The 20,522-nt window shown below is 35.0% G+C and carries 13 protein-coding genes and 1 pseudogene; 7 read left to right on the top strand and 7 right to left on the bottom strand.

Annotated features, from left to right (window positions below):
- Nucleotides 1–60: 60 nt before the first annotated feature.
- The 7 genes from IPM47_13340 to IPM47_13310 all read right to left on the bottom strand — a co-directional run bounded on the left by IPM47_13340 (nt 61) and on the right by IPM47_13310 (nt 9,280).
- Nucleotides 61–1,281 (bottom strand): thioredoxin family protein, encoded by a 1,221-nt coding sequence (locus IPM47_13340; protein QQS27854.1) that lies wholly within the window; start codon nt 1,279–1,281, stop codon nt 61–63.
- A 79-nt stretch (nt 1,282–1,360) separates the two neighbouring features.
- Entirely contained in the window at nt 1,361–2,176 is an 816-nt protein-coding gene (gene murI, locus IPM47_13335) for a glutamate racemase (protein ID QQS27853.1), read from the bottom strand.
- A gap of 109 nt (nt 2,177–2,285) precedes the next feature.
- Nucleotides 2,286–2,795: an OmpH family outer membrane protein gene (locus IPM47_13330; protein ID QQS27852.1), complete on the bottom strand. Its 510-nt coding sequence runs from the start codon at nt 2,793–2,795 to the stop codon at nt 2,286–2,288.
- 75 nt (nt 2,796–2,870) lie between these two features.
- The gene (locus tag IPM47_13325; GenBank protein ID QQS27851.1) at nt 2,871–3,389 is read right to left on the bottom strand and encodes an OmpH family outer membrane protein; all 519 of its coding nucleotides are present in this window, start codon (nt 3,387–3,389) and stop codon (nt 2,871–2,873) included.
- A gap of 92 nt (nt 3,390–3,481) precedes the next feature.
- On the bottom strand, nt 3,482–6,139 hold the full coding sequence (locus tag IPM47_13320) for an outer membrane protein assembly factor BamA (protein ID QQS27850.1): 2,658 nt from the start codon (nt 6,137–6,139) through the stop codon (nt 3,482–3,484).
- Between the two features lie 71 nt (nt 6,140–6,210).
- Nucleotides 6,211–6,951, bottom strand: coding sequence for an isoprenyl transferase (locus IPM47_13315; protein ID QQS27849.1), 741 nt, complete (start codon nt 6,949–6,951; stop codon nt 6,211–6,213).
- Nucleotides 6,952–7,186: 235 nt separating this feature from the next.
- Nucleotides 7,187–9,280 (bottom strand): T9SS type A sorting domain-containing protein, encoded by a 2,094-nt coding sequence (locus tag IPM47_13310; protein QQS27848.1) that lies wholly within the window; start codon nt 9,278–9,280, stop codon nt 7,187–7,189.
- A gap of 85 nt (nt 9,281–9,365) precedes the next feature.
- Here IPM47_13310 and IPM47_13305 point away from each other — a divergent pair, with 85 nt between their 5' ends.
- The 7 genes and pseudogenes from IPM47_13305 to IPM47_13275 all read left to right on the top strand — a co-directional run bounded on the left by IPM47_13305 (nt 9,366) and on the right by IPM47_13275 (nt 20,391).
- A complete protein-coding gene (locus IPM47_13305; GenBank protein ID QQS27847.1) occupies nt 9,366–13,922 on the top strand; it encodes a hypothetical protein in 4,557 nt (1,518 codons plus the stop codon).
- Nucleotides 13,923–14,187: 265 nt separating this feature from the next.
- A complete protein-coding gene (locus tag IPM47_13300; GenBank protein ID QQS27846.1) occupies nt 14,188–14,622 on the top strand; it encodes a helix-turn-helix domain-containing protein in 435 nt (144 codons plus the stop codon).
- Nucleotides 14,623–14,932: 310 nt separating this feature from the next.
- Nucleotides 14,933–15,040, top strand: a pseudogene (locus tag IPM47_13295) (transposase).
- A complete protein-coding gene (locus tag IPM47_13290) occupies nt 15,019–15,177 on the top strand; it encodes a hypothetical protein (GenBank protein ID QQS31552.1) in 159 nt (52 codons plus the stop codon). Before IPM47_13295 ends, IPM47_13290 begins: the two are co-directional and overlap by 22 nt.
- 1,133 nt (nt 15,178–16,310) lie before the next feature.
- Nucleotides 16,311–17,447, top strand: coding sequence for a TIR domain-containing protein (locus IPM47_13285; GenBank protein QQS27845.1), 1,137 nt, complete (start codon nt 16,311–16,313; stop codon nt 17,445–17,447).
- A gap of 70 nt (nt 17,448–17,517) precedes the next feature.
- The gene (gene guaA, locus IPM47_13280) at nt 17,518–19,050 is read left to right on the top strand and encodes a glutamine-hydrolyzing GMP synthase (GenBank protein QQS27844.1); all 1,533 of its coding nucleotides are present in this window, start codon (nt 17,518–17,520) and stop codon (nt 19,048–19,050) included.
- A 3-nt stretch (nt 19,051–19,053) separates the two neighbouring features.
- Nucleotides 19,054–20,391 carry a 1-acyl-sn-glycerol-3-phosphate acyltransferase gene (locus tag IPM47_13275; GenBank protein ID QQS27843.1) on the top strand — a complete coding sequence of 446 codons (1,338 nt, stop codon included), beginning with the start codon at nt 19,054–19,056 and terminating at the stop codon, nt 20,389–20,391.
- Nucleotides 20,392–20,522 lie beyond the last annotated feature (131 nt).

The following is a 20,522-nucleotide window of genomic DNA, read 5'->3' as shown; positions in this document are numbered from 1 at the left end:
CGGCATTAAATACCGGCGTTTTTTTATCAATCAAGATAAAATCAAAGTATTGAAAATTTATTATTTAGAATTGTTAATCCTATCTACAAGTTTTTGAGTACTTGAATAATCCTGCTTTGATTTAATAGCTAATTCAATTGCTTGATTTGCTGCTTTAAGTGCATCTTTCTTTTTATCCAATTTATACAACAAAGACGCATAAGTATCCCAATTATAATAGGCCGGTTCTAGTTTAACCGATTGTTCAGCCCATTTTGAAGCTTTCTTTAAATCTTTTTTCTTATCTGCATGAAGAAAAAACTCCCATGCAATATTGTTTAGTGTATTGGGGTCTTTTGTTTTGAAATCATCCAAAAAATTTGATGCAGTTGAAATATATTGTTTCCAATTTTTAGTGCCTTGAAAATATTCCAATGATGCCAATTCTATATATTCTCCAGATTTTGATGACCCTGATTGCTTAATAGTGGATAATATTTTATCAAACAACTGGTTATCATGTTTTGTGATTGCTGATTTGAGGGACATAAAAGCTACGCCATTAATTTTATCGCTAACAACTTCATCTCCTAAAGCTTTAACAAACAAAGATTGATTTGAAGTTAGTAAATTAAAAGCCTTTGAATCCATAGTATTAGCCAAATCAAAGACAAATTGTAGATTTTCGGTATCGCTAAGATCTTGTTGATTCAATCCGGCAATAAATTCATTTGAAATATTGTCGTATTCCGGTAAATTTCCTGCCCATAACATCATTATATAATTTCGCATGAAAGGTGCCTCTCTTTTGCCATTTTGATATTCTTGCTGATGTGCTAACATAGCTTTTTCATCATACAATCCTTTCCTGCCTTCCATAATAAACTGAGAAGGCTGCTGATATCCAAGGCTCCGATATAATAAATCTCCATCTCCGTTGATAAAAAGAAGAGTGGGGTATCGGTCAACACGATATGTTCTGGCAAAATCACGCCCCTCTCCTTTTTCAGCATCAATTTTATAGTTTACATAAAACTTATTGTAAAATGAGCCCACCTGAGGGTCAGGAAATGTATTAGCAGCCATCATCTTACAAGGACCGCACCAAGTTGTATAAGCATCCACAAAAATTGGCTTACCTAATTTCCGGGCTTCTGCCTTTACTTCTTCCCAAGTACCATTAAAAAACTGAATGCCTTGGTTTTTTTGAGGAGTTTGAGTGTTATTTTGCGCAATGAGGGAAATTTTACTCAACCCTGTTGATAATAAAGTAAAAACTACTAAGAAAAATATTTTTTTCATTGTTAAGATTTATTTTAAGGAGTAACACAAAAAACAATAGTCTTTTGTTTAAAAAACAATAAAATTTAATCAAAAATAACTACAATTCCCAAATAGGGTAATGATTGAGGTGAATTTGTTCCCCAAAAAATATTTTTGAAGCATCTTCAAAGGTTTGGGTATAATCTGAAACATAAAAGTGGTGCTCCTCTTTTCTGAAATTTAAGCTTAATAATCCTAAATCAGCCAATAGGTCTTTGACTACTTTTGCCACAGTTTCAGTGGAATCAAAGATTGATATAGGATATTTGTAAAAATCTGTAATAAACTGTTTGATAAGCGGATAATGTGTGCATCCAAGAATTATGCCTTCAGGTTTAGAAAAATTATTATCAGAAAGATAATAACTCATAATAGCTTTCATTGTGTCAGGGCTTTTATACATGCCTTCTTCTATAATTGAAGCCAAAGAACCTGTTGCTTTTGCAGTTACATATATAGAATCGTTTCTTTGACGTAATTTCTCTGGATATACATTCGATTTTGTTGTTCTTTGTGTTGCTAAAACACCTACACTTTTAATTCCTGAAAACAATACTGCATCTACAACCGGGTCAATTACGTTGATGACCGGAATTTTACCGCTTATTTGTTTGACTAATGTTTCATAAGCAACTGCAGAAGCTGTACTACAAGCAATCACTATTATTTTACATTTTTTTTGGATTAGAAACTCACTTATTTTTAAAGAATACTGTTGAATGGCTTCGGCAGATTTTTCACCATAGGGCATGTGAGCAGTATCTCCAAAGTAAATTAGTTGCTCATTTGGTAATAACTTAACGATAGCCTGAGCAACGGTTAATCCGCCTATTCCAGAATCAAAAATACCAATCGGGCACTGAGTTTCTTGCATAAAATCAATTTTAAAATATTTCCGGCAATATAAAAAAAACAAGGCTTTCAAACCCTTGAAATTAGGTAGAAAGCCTTGTTTTAATATTGTTATAGAAATAATAGAAACGTTATTGCAGCTTTGCTTTTACAAAAGCAGTGATATCATCATTAGGAGATGCAAACAAAGTTGCTCCTACACTAGTATCAATAATATATTGGTACCCTTTTTCTTCAGCGACAAGTTTAATTGCATCCATCACTTTTTTTCTGACGGGTTCTGTAACTTCGTCTTCGCGTTTCATTAAATCCTGTTGCGCCTTTGCCTGATCTTGTTCTAATTCAGTTTGTTTGCGTTGGAAATATTGTTGTTGTTCGTCTTGTTGTTTCGGAGTGAGTTCACCATTTTGAGCTTTTTGCACAAAAATATTATACTCATCAATAACGGTTTTTTCTTTTGTTTTTAACTGCTCCTGAATTTTTTTTGCAAAGGTTTCCAAGTCAACCTGAGCGGTTTTCCATTCATTTAGAGAATTTAATAAATCTACACTGTTTATATGACCAATTTTTGTTTGAGCCATCAACCCGGAAAAAGAAAGCAATGAAAAAGCAAGAAAAAGCAACTTAAAACTGGTTTTCATGTTCGAATTAGTTTAACTTCGGATTTGTGAGGTTTTAATTAAAAGTATAAGATAAGTTAATGAAGTGCAAAAGTACTATTTATTAGGCGTAATTCCTAATTCTTTAAGTACATCGTCGGTCAAATCATATTTTGGGTTTGCAAACAACATGGTTACCCCGCCTGATTTGTCAAAAATAAAATCAATTTTTTTTCGGGAGGCTACTTTTTCTAACGCTGCATAAACTTCATCCTGAATAGGTTTTACCAACTCTTCACGTTTAGTTTGCAAATCTCCGCTTGGACCGAAACGTTGTTTTTGAAGATCTCTTGTTTGTTTTTCCATTTCCACGATTTCGGATTCGCGTTTTGTTTTTTCATTTGCACTCAATAATACTTGTTCCGCTTGAAAAGCTTTGTAAGCATCTTCAATGTTTTTATAGCGTTGTTGGATTTCTTTATTCCAGTTCTCAACAATGGAATTGATTTGATCCTGTGCTTTTTTATAAGCCGGCAATTGCGCCATTAATCCTTCAGAATCGACAAACCCCATAGTTTGTGCGTTAACAGAATTTATGGCAAAAATAAAAGCGAGAAAAACAATTAAATTTTTCATTTTCTATGTTTTATGGTCGTTGATAAAATTTACATAATTACTTTATATAGACAATCATTTTTCTGATTCGTTTAATGGAAGAAAATCATGAATTACTCAGGTTCTAATCCTAGAACAACATTGAACCGACCTCTGTTTGAAATATAATTCCAAATACTACTATCTGCAGGTAGATTTTTATCAAAACCTACTCCATAATCAAATCCTAAGGTTCCGAACATGGGTAAAAATACCCTCAAACCGATACCCGCAGAACGATTTACTTCAAATGGATTAAATTTCTTAAAAGTAGCCCATGAATTTCCTCCTTCAGCAAATGCAAGTGCGAAAATTGTTGAACTAGGATTTAAACTTAAAGGATATCTAAGTTCGACCGTGTATTTTGCATAAAAAGGATGGCCTACATTGGTAGTTCTTCTAGTTACTTCGGTTGCTTCATAGCCGCGTAAAGCAACAATATCTTTCCCGTAGAGATTGAAATTAGCAATCCCATCACCTCCAACTTCAAAACGTTCAAAAGGAGAATGCCCAATATCGGGATTGTAATAACCCATAGCTCCCATTTTTGCTGAAGTTCTTAACACCAATTTACTTCCTAAAGCTGTGAACCATTCCGCTTTAAGTTTCCATTTATGGTATTCGGCCCATTTGTACTTTTTAGAATCGTTTGCCAGACTATAATCAACTCCGGAGTTGAATATCGCTGAAAAAGGCGGAGTCGCCTGAACAGATAAAGATATGTTAGAGCCACTTCTGGGATATATCGGCTGATCTAAAGAATATCTTGCAAATGTTGTGGTAACACTCAGGTTGTTAGACTGACCATTTGTAAGTAAAAAGTCTGAGCGCCAGTTTTGAAGATTATACCGTTGATAATTGATTGAAGTCTGAATACTAAAATTATCGTCCGGCCACTGAAGTCTTCGTCCAAGACCAACCGAGGCACCGGTAATATAAAGTAGCTCACGTTGATTGTCATTTAAGTCAGCGACAAAAAAATTCCTAAAGCTCCGGGAGCTAAAAACACTTACTGTTAAAGCATTAGGCCTTTTCCCACCTAACCAGGGTTCTGTAAACGATCCGTTAAGGGATTGAAAAGCTTTACCGGTAGATTGAAACCGAAAACTTAAACGTTGCCCGTCACCTGCAGGTAACGGACGCCAGGCACTTTTGTTTGGAATATTCCTTAGGGAAAAATTATTGAAAGCGACCCCTACACTACCGACAATTGTGTTTCCTCCCCATCCAGCGGACAATTCCAATTGATCTGAAGATTTTTCGACCACTTTATATTCAATATCCACAGTTCCTTTTGTTGGATTTGGCATCGGCGTAATTTGAATTTGTTCAGGATCAAAAAAACCTAAATTTGCGATTTCTCTTTGAGAACGAATAATGTCTGATCTGCTGAACTTGTTACCTGGAAGGGTTCTTAGTTCTCTTCTAATAACGTGTTCGTTGGTTTTGTCATTTCCGGATATAATAATTTTGGAAATCGTAGCTTGTGGTCCCTCATAAACATTAATAACTAAATCAATCGAATCGCCGACAACTGCTTTTTCAACCGGAGTAACATTGAAAAATAAGTATCCGTCATCCATATACAACGAACTTACATCATTACCGTTGGGATCTATGGATAACCTCGTTTCCAGTCGTGTTTTATTGTAAACATCTCCTTTATCTATATTTAGAATAGCATTAAGTTGCTCGTTGGTATATTTAGTATTCCCTCTCCATGCAATATCTCTGATATAATATCTGTTTCCTTCCTCTAAATTTATTTCGAGTTTAATTTTCTTTTCGTCAATTATGTGAACTGTATCAGATATAATTCTTGCATCTCGGTATCCTTTTTCGTGATAATAGGTTATCAATTTGAGTTTGTCTGCTTCGTAATCATCTTCAATTAACTTGGAAGAGGTAAACAATTTAAAGCGAAAAATATTTTCGTCAATATATGTTAAAATATCACCGAAATTAAGGTTTCCCAAAAATTCAACCGGATTGATTTTAGCCAGGTCTTTTGCCATTACTATTGGGGCCTTGGTGTTAATCTTAAGTCGCTCTTTTGTTTCCTTTAATTGCTTTTTCAGGCTTCTTGAACTGACATTTTCATTACCTATAAAAACAATCTCATCTATTTTTACCTTGTTTTTCCTGCTTACATCAAATTGCAAAATGACGCTGTTGCTAAACAAAGGATCGGGAGTTTGAATTATCTTGACTTCTGAATTTAAAAATCCTTTTTTCCTGTAGAAATTAATAATGCTGTTTTGAGCATTATTTAATAAATTTTGAGTAACAATTCTTCCTTTAATCAAAGATAAATTTTCACGAAGGTCGTCTTCTTCGCCTTTTTTCACGCCATTAAAACTATATTTTGAAAGTCTAACACGTTCAGTTAATCTAATTTCCAGGAAAACAATTTCGTTGACTATTTTAGAAGCCAAGATCTTTACATCTGAAAAAAGTCCCTGCCTCCAAAGTGCTTTTATTGCATTAGGGATTTCGTCGCCCGGAATTGAAATTTTATCTCCCACATTTAACCCTGTGTAAGAAATTAGAACAATTTCATCCACATACTTGGTACCGGTTACTGTAATGCCTCCAATTTCATAGGTTGATGGCTTTTCATAACTTATTACCGGTAGAGATTTGGTGTTTGTTGTATCCTGAGCATTTACATTGTAAAAACTCAGAATAAACAATAAGATTAATAGGGCTATTCGGAAAAAAAACTTTGTCATTGTTGAAAGTTGTTACTAAAAGATGTCCGTTTAAACGGTGATATTTATTGGCTATTGCTAAAAAAGTAGTTTTATTGTTTTTCAGAAGCTACTTTGCCAAACCTTCTGTCGCGGTATTGGTAGGAAATAATCGCTTTAACAAACTCTTCTTCATCAAATTCAGGCCAAAATTTATCGGTAAAGTAAAACTCTGTATAAGCTAATTGCCAAAGTAAAAAGTTGCTGACCCGTTGTTCGCCACTTGTCCTGATTAACAGTTCCGGATCAGGAAGATTATGAGTACAAAGATGCTGACTTATTAAAATCTCGTTTACATCTTCAGGTTTATATTTGTTATCTGCAATTTCCTGACAGATTTTTTTTACAGCATCAGTTATTTCCCAACGGGAACTATAACTTAGGGCTAATGTTAATGTCAGCCCGGTGTTGTTTTGGGTCAGGTTCATGGCACTATTTAGTTCATTATAACATTTAGCCGGAAGCATAGATAAATTGCCAATTGCATTTAGGCGAACATTATTTTGGTTCAATTGATTCGTTTCCTTTTTTATTGTATGCACTAACAATTCCATTAAAGCGCTGACTTCAAAGGAAGGTCGTCCCCAGTTTTCAGTTGAAAATGCATAAAGTGTTAAAAAGGGGATTTTTAGTTTTGTACATGCTTCTGTTATATTTCTCACAGACTGTACGCCTTTACGATGTCCGAAAATACGGTTTTTCCCCTGTTGTTTTGCCCAACGTCCGTTTCCATCCATAATCACAGCGATGTGTTGAGGCAAACGATTATTATCAATCAACTCTATATTGCTCACTTGTTATAAAAAAATGGGGTAAGGACAAAAGTTAACATTGAAAGCGCAAAGTTAGCAGTATTTATAAAATAATCAGGTTGTCTGATTTGAGAAAATGCGCTTTCATTATAGTAGGCTTTTTCTTTAAATAAGGTTGCATTATAAACTGCCCTACTCCTGGATTTTAAAAAATTATAGCCGCTTCAATCTGTTTGAAGCGGCTATCTTGTTTTTATCAAAAAAACACGAATTGGACTTATCGGATTATAAGCTTTTGGTTATAGTATTGTTCACCATTGTTCACAGTTAACATATAAATTCCTTGAGGAAGTTTATTTGTTAAGTTAACCTGGTGATTGAAAGATTTCGTATTAGTTTGTTCTGCTTGATAAACAAGTTTACCGGTAATGTTGAAAAGTTGTATATTAAAATTCCGGGCAACCTTAGAATCAACCACTAAATTGAATACACCTTGATTAGGGTTAGGTGCTATTGAACAAGAAAATTGATTGCTTTGTGCAGGATGTTCTTGTCCGGTACAAAATTCATAGGAAACTGTAAAAGATGAACGCGTTCCTGTACAAGTAAAATCATATTCTTTTACTTCCCAATCATAAAAGTAATAATAATAGTAGGCACTGTTTGAAGGATCATCATAATTTGAAGCCTTGATGGAAAGAACGCCTGGTGTTATATATGGAAATACAACTCCGGTACTGTTGCGATACATATTCGGATGAGAAGCAGTACCAAATTGAAGATCTGTGCCTACCGGTACATCAAAACCTAAATTAACCCGACTTTCTCCATCAGGTACAAAAACCGTAAGTTGTTGCAAAACATCACCACTACTGTTTCTTACTTGAAATGTTCTATCACCGGCTCCTGTTGTATATACTTTTATTGATTGGAGTATAAATGGTTTAAAAGCGTCAAAAATTAAATATCCATTATAAATTGCACCATTTAAACCGCCATTGCCAATTGTATTATCGTGTGGCTCATTAAAATATTCAGCACCTTCAAATAATCTTGTATTTTCGACAAAATAAGTTGTAGTTTCGGATATTTCCGGAGTTACGAAAATACTGCCTGTAAAAATTGGTTCTGTTGCCATTTCAGAATCATACCAATTTATATCGCCTTCAGCTTCTGCAGTAATAGTAACAGAAGAAGGTGTACAAACAACTGTTTCCATATCGGCACTAATTGCATTTACTTTTGCGTCCAAAACTTCTACTACAATTGGATCTGACATTAAGGTACTACATTCGGTTTGAATATTTACAAAATAAGTACCGGATTCTGTTACAGAAATAGAAGAAGTTGTTTCTCCTGTTGACCATTCATAAGCCAAACCTGTTGTTGCTTGCAATTCTAAGGTTTCTCCGCGACAAAAAGTAGTAGCTCCACCTATATTAACAATATTTGCAGGTTCCACATTTTGCTTTGTTAATGTAATTGGCACTGCGGTAACATTGTTACTTTCATTCGTTTCTATAAAGTGATTGTCAGGATCAACAGCCACAACTAAATAGTAATCACCATTACAAACACCGGCAGGTATATTTATACCCATTCCCTCTAAGTAATGGTGATAAATGTCGGTAAATCCTGCTGAAATTCCCTGATCAAAACCACAACTATATTCTCCGCCTCCTAATCCATAGTTTACCTGATTCGCACTTGTTACTACTTGTTGATTATCGTTTACACAATATCCGTTATAGTAATTACATGAACCATAATCCATTAAACAAAAACCTGTTTTTGCTCCTTCTGCCACAATAGGCCATTGCAATGGATCTTCCACCCCTACAATAGGGGTTCTGATTGAAAAAGTGCACCAATTATCAACGTGCATGTGTCCGTGTGTAGGGTGATAAGTCATAGAGCCTGCCCAACGTTCATAATTGATCATTCCATTGCCTTCTTTGCGATATATTTTTTGTTTAATTAGCTGTCTGGGATAACTTCCATCCGGACATTCTCCGGTCATACCGCCGGGACTATAAATGGTATCTTCTCCGCATACAAAATAGTTAGAAGCCAATACTTGTAGCGGACCATATCCGATATTTGGTGTTGATACGGATATTCTAAGTTCACCTAATACTTCCGGATTAAGTTCTTCGCTATACAGTAAACTCTCGGTTACTTTTAAATCAGGATACAAATCGCAGTCTGTTGTACCGTCAGGGCATAAGCAACTTGTTGCATTTGATGTATTACACTGACCTAAAACTGCCTGTGAAAGAATAATCAATAAAATAAAAAGGAAAGATTTATTCATTTTGGTAAAAGATGATGAGGTAAATGAATAGGTAGAAAACAAGTAATTATGGTGCAATTATAAGCATTTTTGAGTAAAAAACTTAGTGTTGTTTTTTTTGTATCGAATAATACTACCTTTATGATAGAGTACTTACTTTTTTATGAAAAAGCAACAAAATTACCCTTTATTAGCAGACCTGTTTAATGCATTGGAAAGCGAAGGTTTTCTAATAAGTATGGATATGTTGTTGAGAGTTCAAAGCATTCTAGAATCAAAAGGAAAAGAATTTAAATCAAATCCTGAAAATTTAAAATTAATTCTTAGCCCGATTATAGCCAAAAGCGATGTAGAGCAGAAAAAGTTTAACCGCATTTTTGATTTCTGGATTTCTCAAATTCAAAGTGACAACTCCCCTCCTACCTTTCCGCTAACAAATACTACTACTCTGAAACCTGCGAAAGTAAAGTTGCAAACCATAATCATTGTTACCATAATTTCCGCAGTCTTTTTCCTGTCTGCATTTATTTATTCTTCTTATTATTTTGATAAATTTCAGGAATTCGAACAACCCAAGTTTAAGAAAACCCAGCCAAAAGATTTAAAATCTGATTGCCCTGAAACAGAAAAACCTCCATCATCGTTTTCAGTTTCCAACACACAGGCTAATGTAGGTGATTCAATTTCTTTTACAATTGGTCCTGAGGTTGAACAATTAAAGGAAAACCTTTTGTTTTATTGGTATATGGGTGACGGCGATAGTATTTCTACAAATCAAAATACCATCATACATAGTTTTCAACAACCCGGCGTTTATTTGACTTTTTTGGTCGTTTCTTATAAAAACACAGAGTATTGTTTTTCTTTGTCTCAACAATACATTCAAATACTTCATCCTGACAGCAAAATCCCCTTACCTGAACTTGCTTATTTAAAACCGGTTTTAGACCCTCAACCCTATACAGATCAGTATAACTGGTTAAAAGCACTTGCCGGTTTATTGATTTATTTTATTTCACTGGTTAGTCTAAGTTCCGTTTGGTTATGGTATAAAAAACTTAAACAAAATGCACTGGAAACGGCAAAGGCGATATTGATTCAAAAGTCTAAAGAAGAGGAGCTGGCAAATGCAAAAGGCGGCACTGGTGCACCATTCAATTTGGTTTTCACTTCTCAAAATCAACATATAGAAGTAGTACAGGAAATTTATGATGTTTCAAATGCACTCAGACAACGACAGCTTGCAGACATAAAAAGATTGGACCTGAATGGCACTATTTATCAAACCATTAGAGCAGGTGGATTGCCTAAAATGTCGTTCAGGTTTTTATCAATACCTACCGAATATCTTGTACTGATTGATCATACAAATAGAAACGATCATCGTGCACAACTTTTTGAAAGTTGGATTGATACCATGGCTTTTGAAAATGTCCATATTGTAAAATTTTTCTTCCGTCACGATCCAAGAATTTGCTGGAATAAAGAAATCCCGGATGGCATACCCATTGAAAGCCTGTTTCAGAAACACCACAAACATCGCCTGATTGTGATGAGCAATGCAGATTATCTGCTTGAGCCTTATCGCTCGACTCTTAAAGAATGGGTGCCAGTTTGTTTTGAGGGGTGGGAGAAAAAAGTGTTGGTTACACCAGTTGAACCTGTTGAATGGAGTTATCAGGAGAAACTGCTCAGTCAAATTTTTACTGTGGTACCTGCCAATAAACATGGTCAATTTGCAATTGCTAACCTGTTTTCTTCTGACGAAACAATTGGCTATGACAAACTCAAAACACATTTTTCAAATTCAAGTATTTCTTTGCCTGTTCCAGTTTATTCAAATCATTCTGAAGACATATTAGACAAAGATGCCTTTATTAACTATTTAACTATTTATGATGATGAAGGCAGGGCCAATACTGATTTATATCTTTTGTTATGTGCTTCTGCCGTTTATCAACCCTTGACCTGGGAAATAACCCTTTCAATTGCAAAAGCATTAGCTGATAATGGTTTAATTCAAAAACATACGCTTGCTTATGAAAATTTACTGAGACTGTTTAATTTGCCTTGGATGCAGGAAGGCAAAATTCCTGAAGAAATCAGGCGGCAGTTAGAAAGTGAACTTCAACAAAATTCAGTTGCTGAATTAATTGTGCGTCAAACTATCATTCAACAATTGGATAGTCTTAATTTACCACCTAATTCGCTTGCACTAAGAAAAAAACAACAACAGCTCAGTATACAACATTCGGCAACCGAAACAGCATTAGTAAACGCACAGTCGAATTTAAATCAAAATTTATTCCATAAAAATTCCGATTCCGATTATCTTTTTAATCAAAGTACCACTATTCCAGGTATTAAAGTGACCGGTGAAGAGACAGACCCTGTAAAGGCTAATGATATTCTCCAAAAAATCAGCAATTGGTTCGAAAAACGTTTTAAAGAAAATCAAGACCAAAGATCTGACACACTTCAATTGGATCAGCTTGTCAGTCAGGAATTGAAAAACCGCAATCAATGGGTTATTACTTTAGCTCAGGTGAAAAACGGATGGATGAGTATAAAACAATGGTCGGCTATAAACTATTTAACTTTTATTGTAGCATTTGGACTTTGGGCTTCAACTTTATCGCTTACTTCAAAAGTAACAGCGAATAAGGAAAATGCACTGTTGAATAATACAGGTGTTAAAGCATTTGAAAGAAATGAAACAGACAGCGCTTTAAGTTTATTTAATCAAGCTTATTTGTTAGATACCTCTTATTATTATGCACGCATCAATCTGGCTTTAATCAATTATCGAAAAGGACTGAACAGCTATTATACAGGAGAAACTGAAGCCGCAATTTCCAAATTCCATAATGTAGCTCAATTATCGTCAGGTTCTGATATGGGATTATTTGCCCTGCACCATATCGGGGTTTTACAATTTAGAATAGGTGCGGTTGACAGTGCTCAGATTTATTATGAACGAATAATGTCTTTGGACTCCAATTTGTATTACCGTTTTATTCCAAACCTTTCTACTTTATTAGGTAAAAAATTATTGGATGATCAAAGTTTTCCTCCCCGGAAGTCAGCCTTTACAGCAAGTATTGGAGAACCAAGAGGCATGGCTTTTTCAATTGACGATAATTTTCTGCTTTCGGGTTCTAAGGGAAATGAAGCAGTTTTATTTACAATTCCAAATCTTCAACCAGTTTACCAACTTCAAGGACATTCTGCTCCGGTCTGGAGTTTTACCTTTTCACCTGATATGAATTTTGCATTAACAGGAAGTTTTGATCATAAAGCAATGATTTGGGATGTTAATCAACAATATCAAAATGGTTTTGTGTTTGAAAGTCATTCCGATGTGATTTTATCAACTGCATTTTCTCCGAACTCCCTTGTTTTTGCGACTGCAAGTATAGATAAAACTGCTAAACTTTGGGATATTGAATCCCAAAAGCTATTGCATACTTTTAACAAACATACCACCCCTGTATGGGCAGTAGCCTTCTCACCCGATGGTACAATGTTGGTTACTGCAAGTGCAGATGGTCAAATTTATGTTTGGGATGTTACAACTTATTCAGAAATCACCGGTTTTTCCCAGAGTGAAATCGGGGTCATGTCCATTGCATTTTCTCCAACCGGAAAAATTTTGGCTACCGGTAGCAATGATGGAAAAATAATTCTTCGTCAGATACCTTCTTTTGAAATTGTTTCAACATTAACCGCCGAATACTCTGATGGAGTAAGTTCTCTTTCTTTTTCTCCGGATGGTAAACTGTTAATTGCAGGAGGAGCTGCTATTCCAATAAGTATTTATTTATATGATAACGATAAAACTGAAGGTGATTATATTATAGGTCCTAATTACCAGCAAACTGAAACAGATCCGGTAGAAGGAACGGTTTATTTATTTGATGTTGAAGCTAACCGGGTACAACATACTTTTGGTGGGGCAAAAGCTGCTTTTTCCAACAATGGTCAGTTTATAGCAATTGCTCACAACAAACATATAGAACTTCATTATACCGGATTATATTCAAACTTACAACCAACAGATTTATGTAAGAATACTAAATGCGGTAGTAACGGAAACTGCAATCCCAATACAGGTATTTGCGAATGTTTAAACGGATATACCGGTGAAAATTGTGAAATTCCACCAAATGGCCGAAATCTGTGCGAAGGAATTGATTGTGGCAGAAACGGAAATTGTGTAGATGGTAGATGCCAGTGCAGAAATGGTTATACAGGTAATCGTTGTCAAACACCTCCGGCTGCAACGAATTTATGTCGGAATATTAACTGTGGTGAAAACGGATATTGTAATCCGCAAACAGGAAAATGTGTTTGTAAAAATGGATATACTGGAGACAAATGCCAAACTCCACCTCCGGCAACAAATACACAACAAAACAACAGCCAATCCCAGCAACAAGAAATGATACAGAACATTAAAAACAGTTATAAATTTGATTTTGTATCATCGGCATTTAGTGAAAGAATGTTACTTGTTCGCAATGGAGGGAAATGGTTTTATTTGAACGAACAAGGAAATCCGGCAATATCAGGTGCTTATTTTGATGAAGCTGAGAATTTCAATAATGGCAGAGCTAAAGTGAAACAATACGGCTATACTTTTTACATAGACAAATCCGGATTTTGTATAGACAATTGTCCAAATGACCCAAGAGTAAATAACAATCAGTCTGGTAAGTAAACACCAAAGAATAACTGTATAGCTCCTCTCCTCGCCTTTCCATTCATTTTAGAATAAAATACTAAAGGCATATACATTTCAAAAGTTAATCTTGTCTTGCCAGTTAATACGGAAATGAAAAACAATTTAGCCTTGATTTAGTAATTGTGTTATTAATTTTATCTTTGTCATTTTAAAACCGAGTCATAGTTATGTCAAAGGCACTATATATACCTGTAAAAGAGAGTTTTGAGGAAATAAGGAAACTACTTCGTCAGTCCCTGCGATGATTCGTTTACGGCTGTTGATGTTGATAGAGATGAAGAAGGTCGGAGAAAAAGGTATTACGAAGCGACAGTTAATGGAACGAGTAGGGGTATGGGGTCAAAGTATTAACACATGGCGTAAAAATTATAGAACAGGGGGAATAGAAGCCTTGCTTCACAATGGCAGAAAAGGAAAAACAGGCAGACACTCGGTGTTTACGCAAGAAGAACAAGATAGAATAGAAGAGAAGTTAAAGGATCCCAATAATGGTTTGGCGGGGTATATAGAGTTGCAGCAATGGGTAGAGCAGGAATTTAAAAAGGAAGTTAAGTATAACACGCTACTAAAATATGCGGGCAGGAAATTTGGCAGCAAAGTGAAGGCAGCACGCAAAAGTCATGTGAAAAAGGATGCGGAGGCTGTAGTTTTTTTAAAAACTTTAGTTCAAAAATAGCGGAAATAGCGTTGTCTGTTCCGCCATGCTATGACAGCATAAATTTATACTTTCAGGACGAGAGCCGCTTTGGTCTGCATACCAGGCACGGGAGGGGATTGACCGCCAAAGGCATACAGCCGGTTTGCAATTTCCAACAGGTGTTTCAATACACTTATCTTTTCGGAGCATTTTCTCCCGTAACTGGGGATCAGTTTCAGTTGGAAATGCCTTGTTGCAGTGCAAATACCTTTCAGGTGTTTCTCCATGAATTTTCCCTTCAAACTCCTGCTGAATACAAAATCATTGTTTTAGACAACGGGGCTTTCCTAAGGCAAAAAAGCTCAAAATACCCGAAAATATTTTTCTTGTCTTTCTGCCTCCTTACAGTCCCGAACTCAATCCAGCTGAAAAAATATGGCACCACATCAAAAGAAAGTTCACCAACAAACACTTCAAAGCCTTGAACTAATCAGCAACTTCTTTACTGAAACAATAAATAACATTACACCGGATATGGTAAAATCTATCTGTAGTTACCAATATATCTGCTTAAATACCTTTTGGGCTGTTTAAAATGTCATTTCCGTATAATTTTATTCTCAGCAATATATTCAATCATATTTTTGAGTTACAACCTTCATTCAATGTGTCAGATTTTTGGGTTAAAAGATTGATTTGTTTAGATTTATACTTTGCACATCAAAGTATTTTGATTTAAAAACAATAATCTATTTTGAACCCATTCTGTTAGTATATATATATATACTTTTTAAATGTCTTGTTTACAAAAGACTTTGTAAACTGTAGCATTTAAAGTGCTTTCTAATAAATATAGAAGAAACTCCTTTTTCATAAATTTAATTCGAAACAATTGGACTAATGCTAATATAAAATCTATACAATCTGCTATATATAAGTTTTTTAAAGCTCTTTTTAAAAAATAACAACTTCTTATTAAAAACCACCTAACTGAACCAAGTGGTGAAAATATGATTTATATTTATCTGAATATTATCTTTATTTTTTCATTAAAAATAAAATAATAATAACTGTATAAAGGAGTTTTTTGCCTGAGTTAATGATAAATGAAAACAAGAATGAAGTAAGAAATTAACCGATTCTTGTTTGCTTTACTTCAAAAAAAAGTCAATTTTACTTTTAATAAATTACATTTTCAAAAGCTGATTTGCAATTACTATCTTTTCATTTGTGATTTTATTCTTTTAAATTATCATTTTCTTATAATTTTATAATTGTTTTTGAAAATTTGGATCTAAATAGTTAAATCAATAAGATTGTTAATTCTTTTATAATGTATGCTGCCCTTTCAGTGTTTTAGTGATAATTAATTATAGAGGAAGCCACCAATTAAATTTGTTGTATTTAGTCAAAAATAGATTATATATTGTCGAACAAAGAAAAAAATAACAGAACTTAGGGTAAAGTGCTAAGTATTTTTGTTGTTTAAGTCTTTTACTCAGCCTTTTATATAAATATGCTTATTTGGTTTTTAAACAAAAAAAAGGCCCAATCAGACTGTGTCTGAAATTTCAATTTTATTCAATTGGTTATGTGATTCTTTTTCTCAAGGTTGAATAATTTTGTCTTTCTCCAAAATCGTCTTTATTGAAAATTAAAGGATCATGTTTTAAGAAGTTGTATCTTTCAGTCGGTTATGATTTTAGAATAATTTTGATTTCCCCATTATGAATACAACACCAATCATATTTCTTGCATTTGCAAATGTTCGCCAGGATTTTCTTCCTTTTTTAAAAGAGGAGCGAATTTCACTTCCTGAAATGTTACAACCACTTGTTCAGGAACGGTTATGCGAAGTAATAGTCGAACCGGATGCAACTGCAGAAGATATATTCAGAATATTTAACCAATACAGAGATAGAATAGCCATTTTTCATTTTGCCGGTCATTCAGGAGATGAAGGGTTAATGCTTGAAACTGAAGGCATTGTTAGTTTATTGGCATCCGGTGCAGGGCTTGCTCGATTGTTTGGACTTCAAAAAAACCTGCAATTGGTGTTTTTGAACGGATGCTCAAACAAAGCACAGGTTGTTCAGTTACAACAAGAAGGTGTTTCCAATATCATTGCAACAAATGCTGCCATCAACGACAAGGCAGCAGTTAGTTTTGCCAAAGCGTTTTATCAGGCTATTGGCACAAAAAGCAGTCTTGATCAGGCTTTTTCCAATGCAGAGGCTTACCTTACTACACTAACCGGTAACAATAACAATAACAGAGCGTTGTTATGGAAATCGCAACCGGCCGGCGATGTTTTTCCTTGGGAAAAGTTTTTTAAAAATCCGGAATGGAGCATCATTAAGGGAGGAGCAATTTTTGGAGAGAAGCCACTTATTCCTGTTTTTTTGGCATATCATCCAAACGATGCAGACTTTGCGGATGAGTTAAAAAAACATTTATCCATTTTACGCCGTTTGGGAATGATTGTGGTAACTGATTCATCTCAAATTACTATAGGACAAGACTACGGAAAGGAGTTGCAACGGCAATTACTAAATGCCCGAATTATTTTAATTTTTATAAGCCCCGATTTTATGTTTTCAGATGAAACACAAGAGATTGAAGCAATAGCCACAGAAAGGCATCGGGCCGGTACTGCTATTCTTATTCCTGTTTTTTGCAAGGAGGTTGATGGAATTAGAGGAGAGAATCTTCGTCCGCCGGAATGGTTTCCCAGTTTTGTCCAGCTCAGAGGTGTACCGGATGAGTTTAAGAAATGGTTTGTTTCTCAATGGCCGGATAAGAATGCAGCTTTTGCACTTTGTGCCAGAAAAATAAGAGAATTGGTCGAACAGTTGCGCCGTTAATAATTCTGAACTCATCTACACGGCTATTCAATTGCATTAGATTAGTTATCTTTGCCGCAAAACCAAATACATGTACCACGAAGTTGTGATTGTTCTAGATTTTGGCGCACAATACCGACAATTAATAGCTCGCCGCGTCCGGGAGTCCGGTGTTTATTGTGAGGTATTGCCCCATGATACGCCAATTGAATCATTGAAAGCTAAAAACCCCAAAGGAATTATTTTAACAGGGGGACCCAGTGTGGTTACAGACATTGATGCTCCATTAGTAGGGATTGAATTGTTTCAACTTGGTATTCCGATTTTAGGTATTTGTTATGGCGCTCAGTTGATGGCTTATGTAATTGGCGGTAGCGTTGGAAAAGCTTCGCATCGTGAATACGGAAATAAAACCCTAAAAATTGAAAAAAGAAACCGTTTGTTTGAAAATGTTCCAAATATAACTACTTGCTGGATGAGTCATACCTATTTGATTAATGACCTTCCTAAAGGTTTTGAAATCACAGCAACAACCGATACTTGTCCTGCAGCATCAATTGCAAACGATGAGCTATTGTTGTATGGTGTTCAGTTTCACCCTGAAGTAGTGCATACTGAAAAGGGGGCACAAATAATTCATAATTTTTTATATGAAATTTGTGGTTGCACTGGTGATTGGATTATGCAAGATTTTGCTTTGGAAACTATTGAAAATCTAAAACAGAAAATTGGCAACAAAAAGGTTTTATGCGGACTTTCCGGAGGTGTTGATTCTTCAGTTGCGGCCATGCTGGTACATAAAGCGGTGGGAAAGCAACTTACATGCATTTTTGTGGATCATGGATTATTGCGTAAAAATGAAGGCGACGAAGTGGAAAGTGTTTTTAAACAGTTCGATCTCAACCTAATCAGGGTGAATGCCGGCAAACGATTTTTAGCAAAACTTCAGGAAATTGAAGAACCGGAATTAAAACGCAAAATTATTGGAGAAGAGTTTATCAGAGTCTTCGAAGAGGAAGCCCAAAAAATTGGTCAAGTTGATTTTTTAGTTCAAGGTACAATTTATCCAGATGTTATCGAAAGTGGAGGCAAACATACTGCAACCATAAAATCGCACCATAATGTAGGCGGCCTACCTGAACATGTTGATTTTAATGAAATTATTGAACCATTACGTGATTTGTTTAAAGATGAAGTCCGGCAAGTTGGTAAAGCAATTGGTTTACCCGAAAACCTGATTGAACGACAACCTTTTCCTGGTCCCGGTTTGGCTATTCGCATTATTGGAGCAGTTAATTTTGAAAAATTAGAGATACTCAGAGAGGCAGACCAAATCTTTCGTTCGGAAATTTACCAGGCAGGTCTTTCAAAACAAATCTGGCAATATTTTACAGTTTATACCGGCTTGAGAAGCGTTGGTGTGATGGGAGACGAACGAACTTATGACACAACTATAGCATTGCGTGCCGTTACTAGTATTGATGGTATGACCGCAGATTGGGCACGAATTCCTCATGAAATATTGGCAGTTATTGCAAACCGTATAATTAATGAAGTGCCTCATGTAAACAGAGTGGTGTATGATATCACTTCAAAACCTCCTGGAACTATTGAATGGGAATAAAGGATGGAACAGAAAGCCGGCGTTTTATATACAATGTTATCTGTTTGGATCCGTTTAGGCATTCGTGTTTACTTTTCAAAAGTCAGCCTCAGAGGATTCGAAAACATACCACAAAAAGGTGCCTTGATGTTGGTCGCCAATCATCAAAACGCTTTGTTAGATGCCTTGGTAGTTGCTGTACATATTAAACGTCCAATTTATTTTATTACCCGTGCCGATGTTTTCAATCGTCCTTTAATCGCACGTTTTCTTAATGCAATTAATATGTTACCCATATTCCGGCAAAGAGACAACGTAGATACCATTACGCTAAATAAGCCAATTTTTGAAAAAACAGCCAAAATATTGCATCAACAAGGGGCAATACTGATTTTCCCTGAAGGCAATCAGGCAAGACTTCGCAATATTCGCCCTTTGCAAAAAGGGTTTGCCCGAATGGGTTTTGGTGCTGCTGAACTCAGCAATTTTGAAAATTCAATTCAAATTGTTCCTATAGGTATTAATTATACCAATCATACTGAATCTAGAGGAAGCATATTCTTACAAGCCGGCAATCCTGTTTTATTCAAAGATTATTACCCGCTTTTTATCGAAAATCAGCAAAAGGCGTTAAAAGAAATTGCATCCGCTATTTCTCCGCTCATTCAGTCGTTAATTATTCATATACCAAACAGCGATGATTATCCGGTAATCAACAGGCTTAGTTCTTTTTACTTGAAAGTCAGATCTGAAAATCTTAATTTGAAGAATGATGATTTTTTACTTCATCAACTTGAACAACAAATTGCTGACAGTTTGGGAAATGAACGAATTATCAATCCTGAAAATTTTAAAAGTATTACCGGACTATTTGATGATTTCAACCGGAATAATAAAAATTATAAACTAAGCCCTGAAACTTTAGCAAAACTGCCGATACCTTTTTTAAACTATGCTTTACAGTGGTTGATGATTTTGTTAATAATGCCTGTTGCTTTGTTTGGTTGGGTTAATCATCTTCTTGCTATTTCTCTAACAAAATATATTGTCAAATCAAATGTAAAAGACCATAATTTTTTAGCATCTGTGAAGTTTTTGAGCGCAATGATATTATTCAGCTTATTCTATATTTTACAGACTGCCTTGGTGAGTTTGGTTTTTGGCAATTGGATGATTGCTGTTTTATACTTTTTTTTTCTGCCAATAAGTGGAAAGGCAGCTTTGTTTTGTCAGGATAAACTGAAGTTTCTTTTGACGCAGAGGAAATACCGCTTTTTGTATAAACAAAACAATAGCGAATTACTTTTTCTTTTCAGAAAACTAATTGAAAAACTAAATCAAGTCTTAACTCTACAGTCCTAAAAAAAAATTGAAATAAATGCCTCCAATACATTACAGGAAAAATCATTATCTATGTCTAATTCTTTAATATATATTTATTGACAATTATATTGTTCAAATGGTTGATCATATGGTAAGTGTAGATTTAAAAT

This window comes from Sphingobacteriales bacterium, assembly GCA_016700115.1.
Lineage (GTDB): Bacteria > Bacteroidota > Bacteroidia > Chitinophagales > UBA2359 > UBA2359.
Note: the sequence above shows the minus strand (reverse complement) of the source record. Positions and strands in the feature narration are given on the sequence as shown.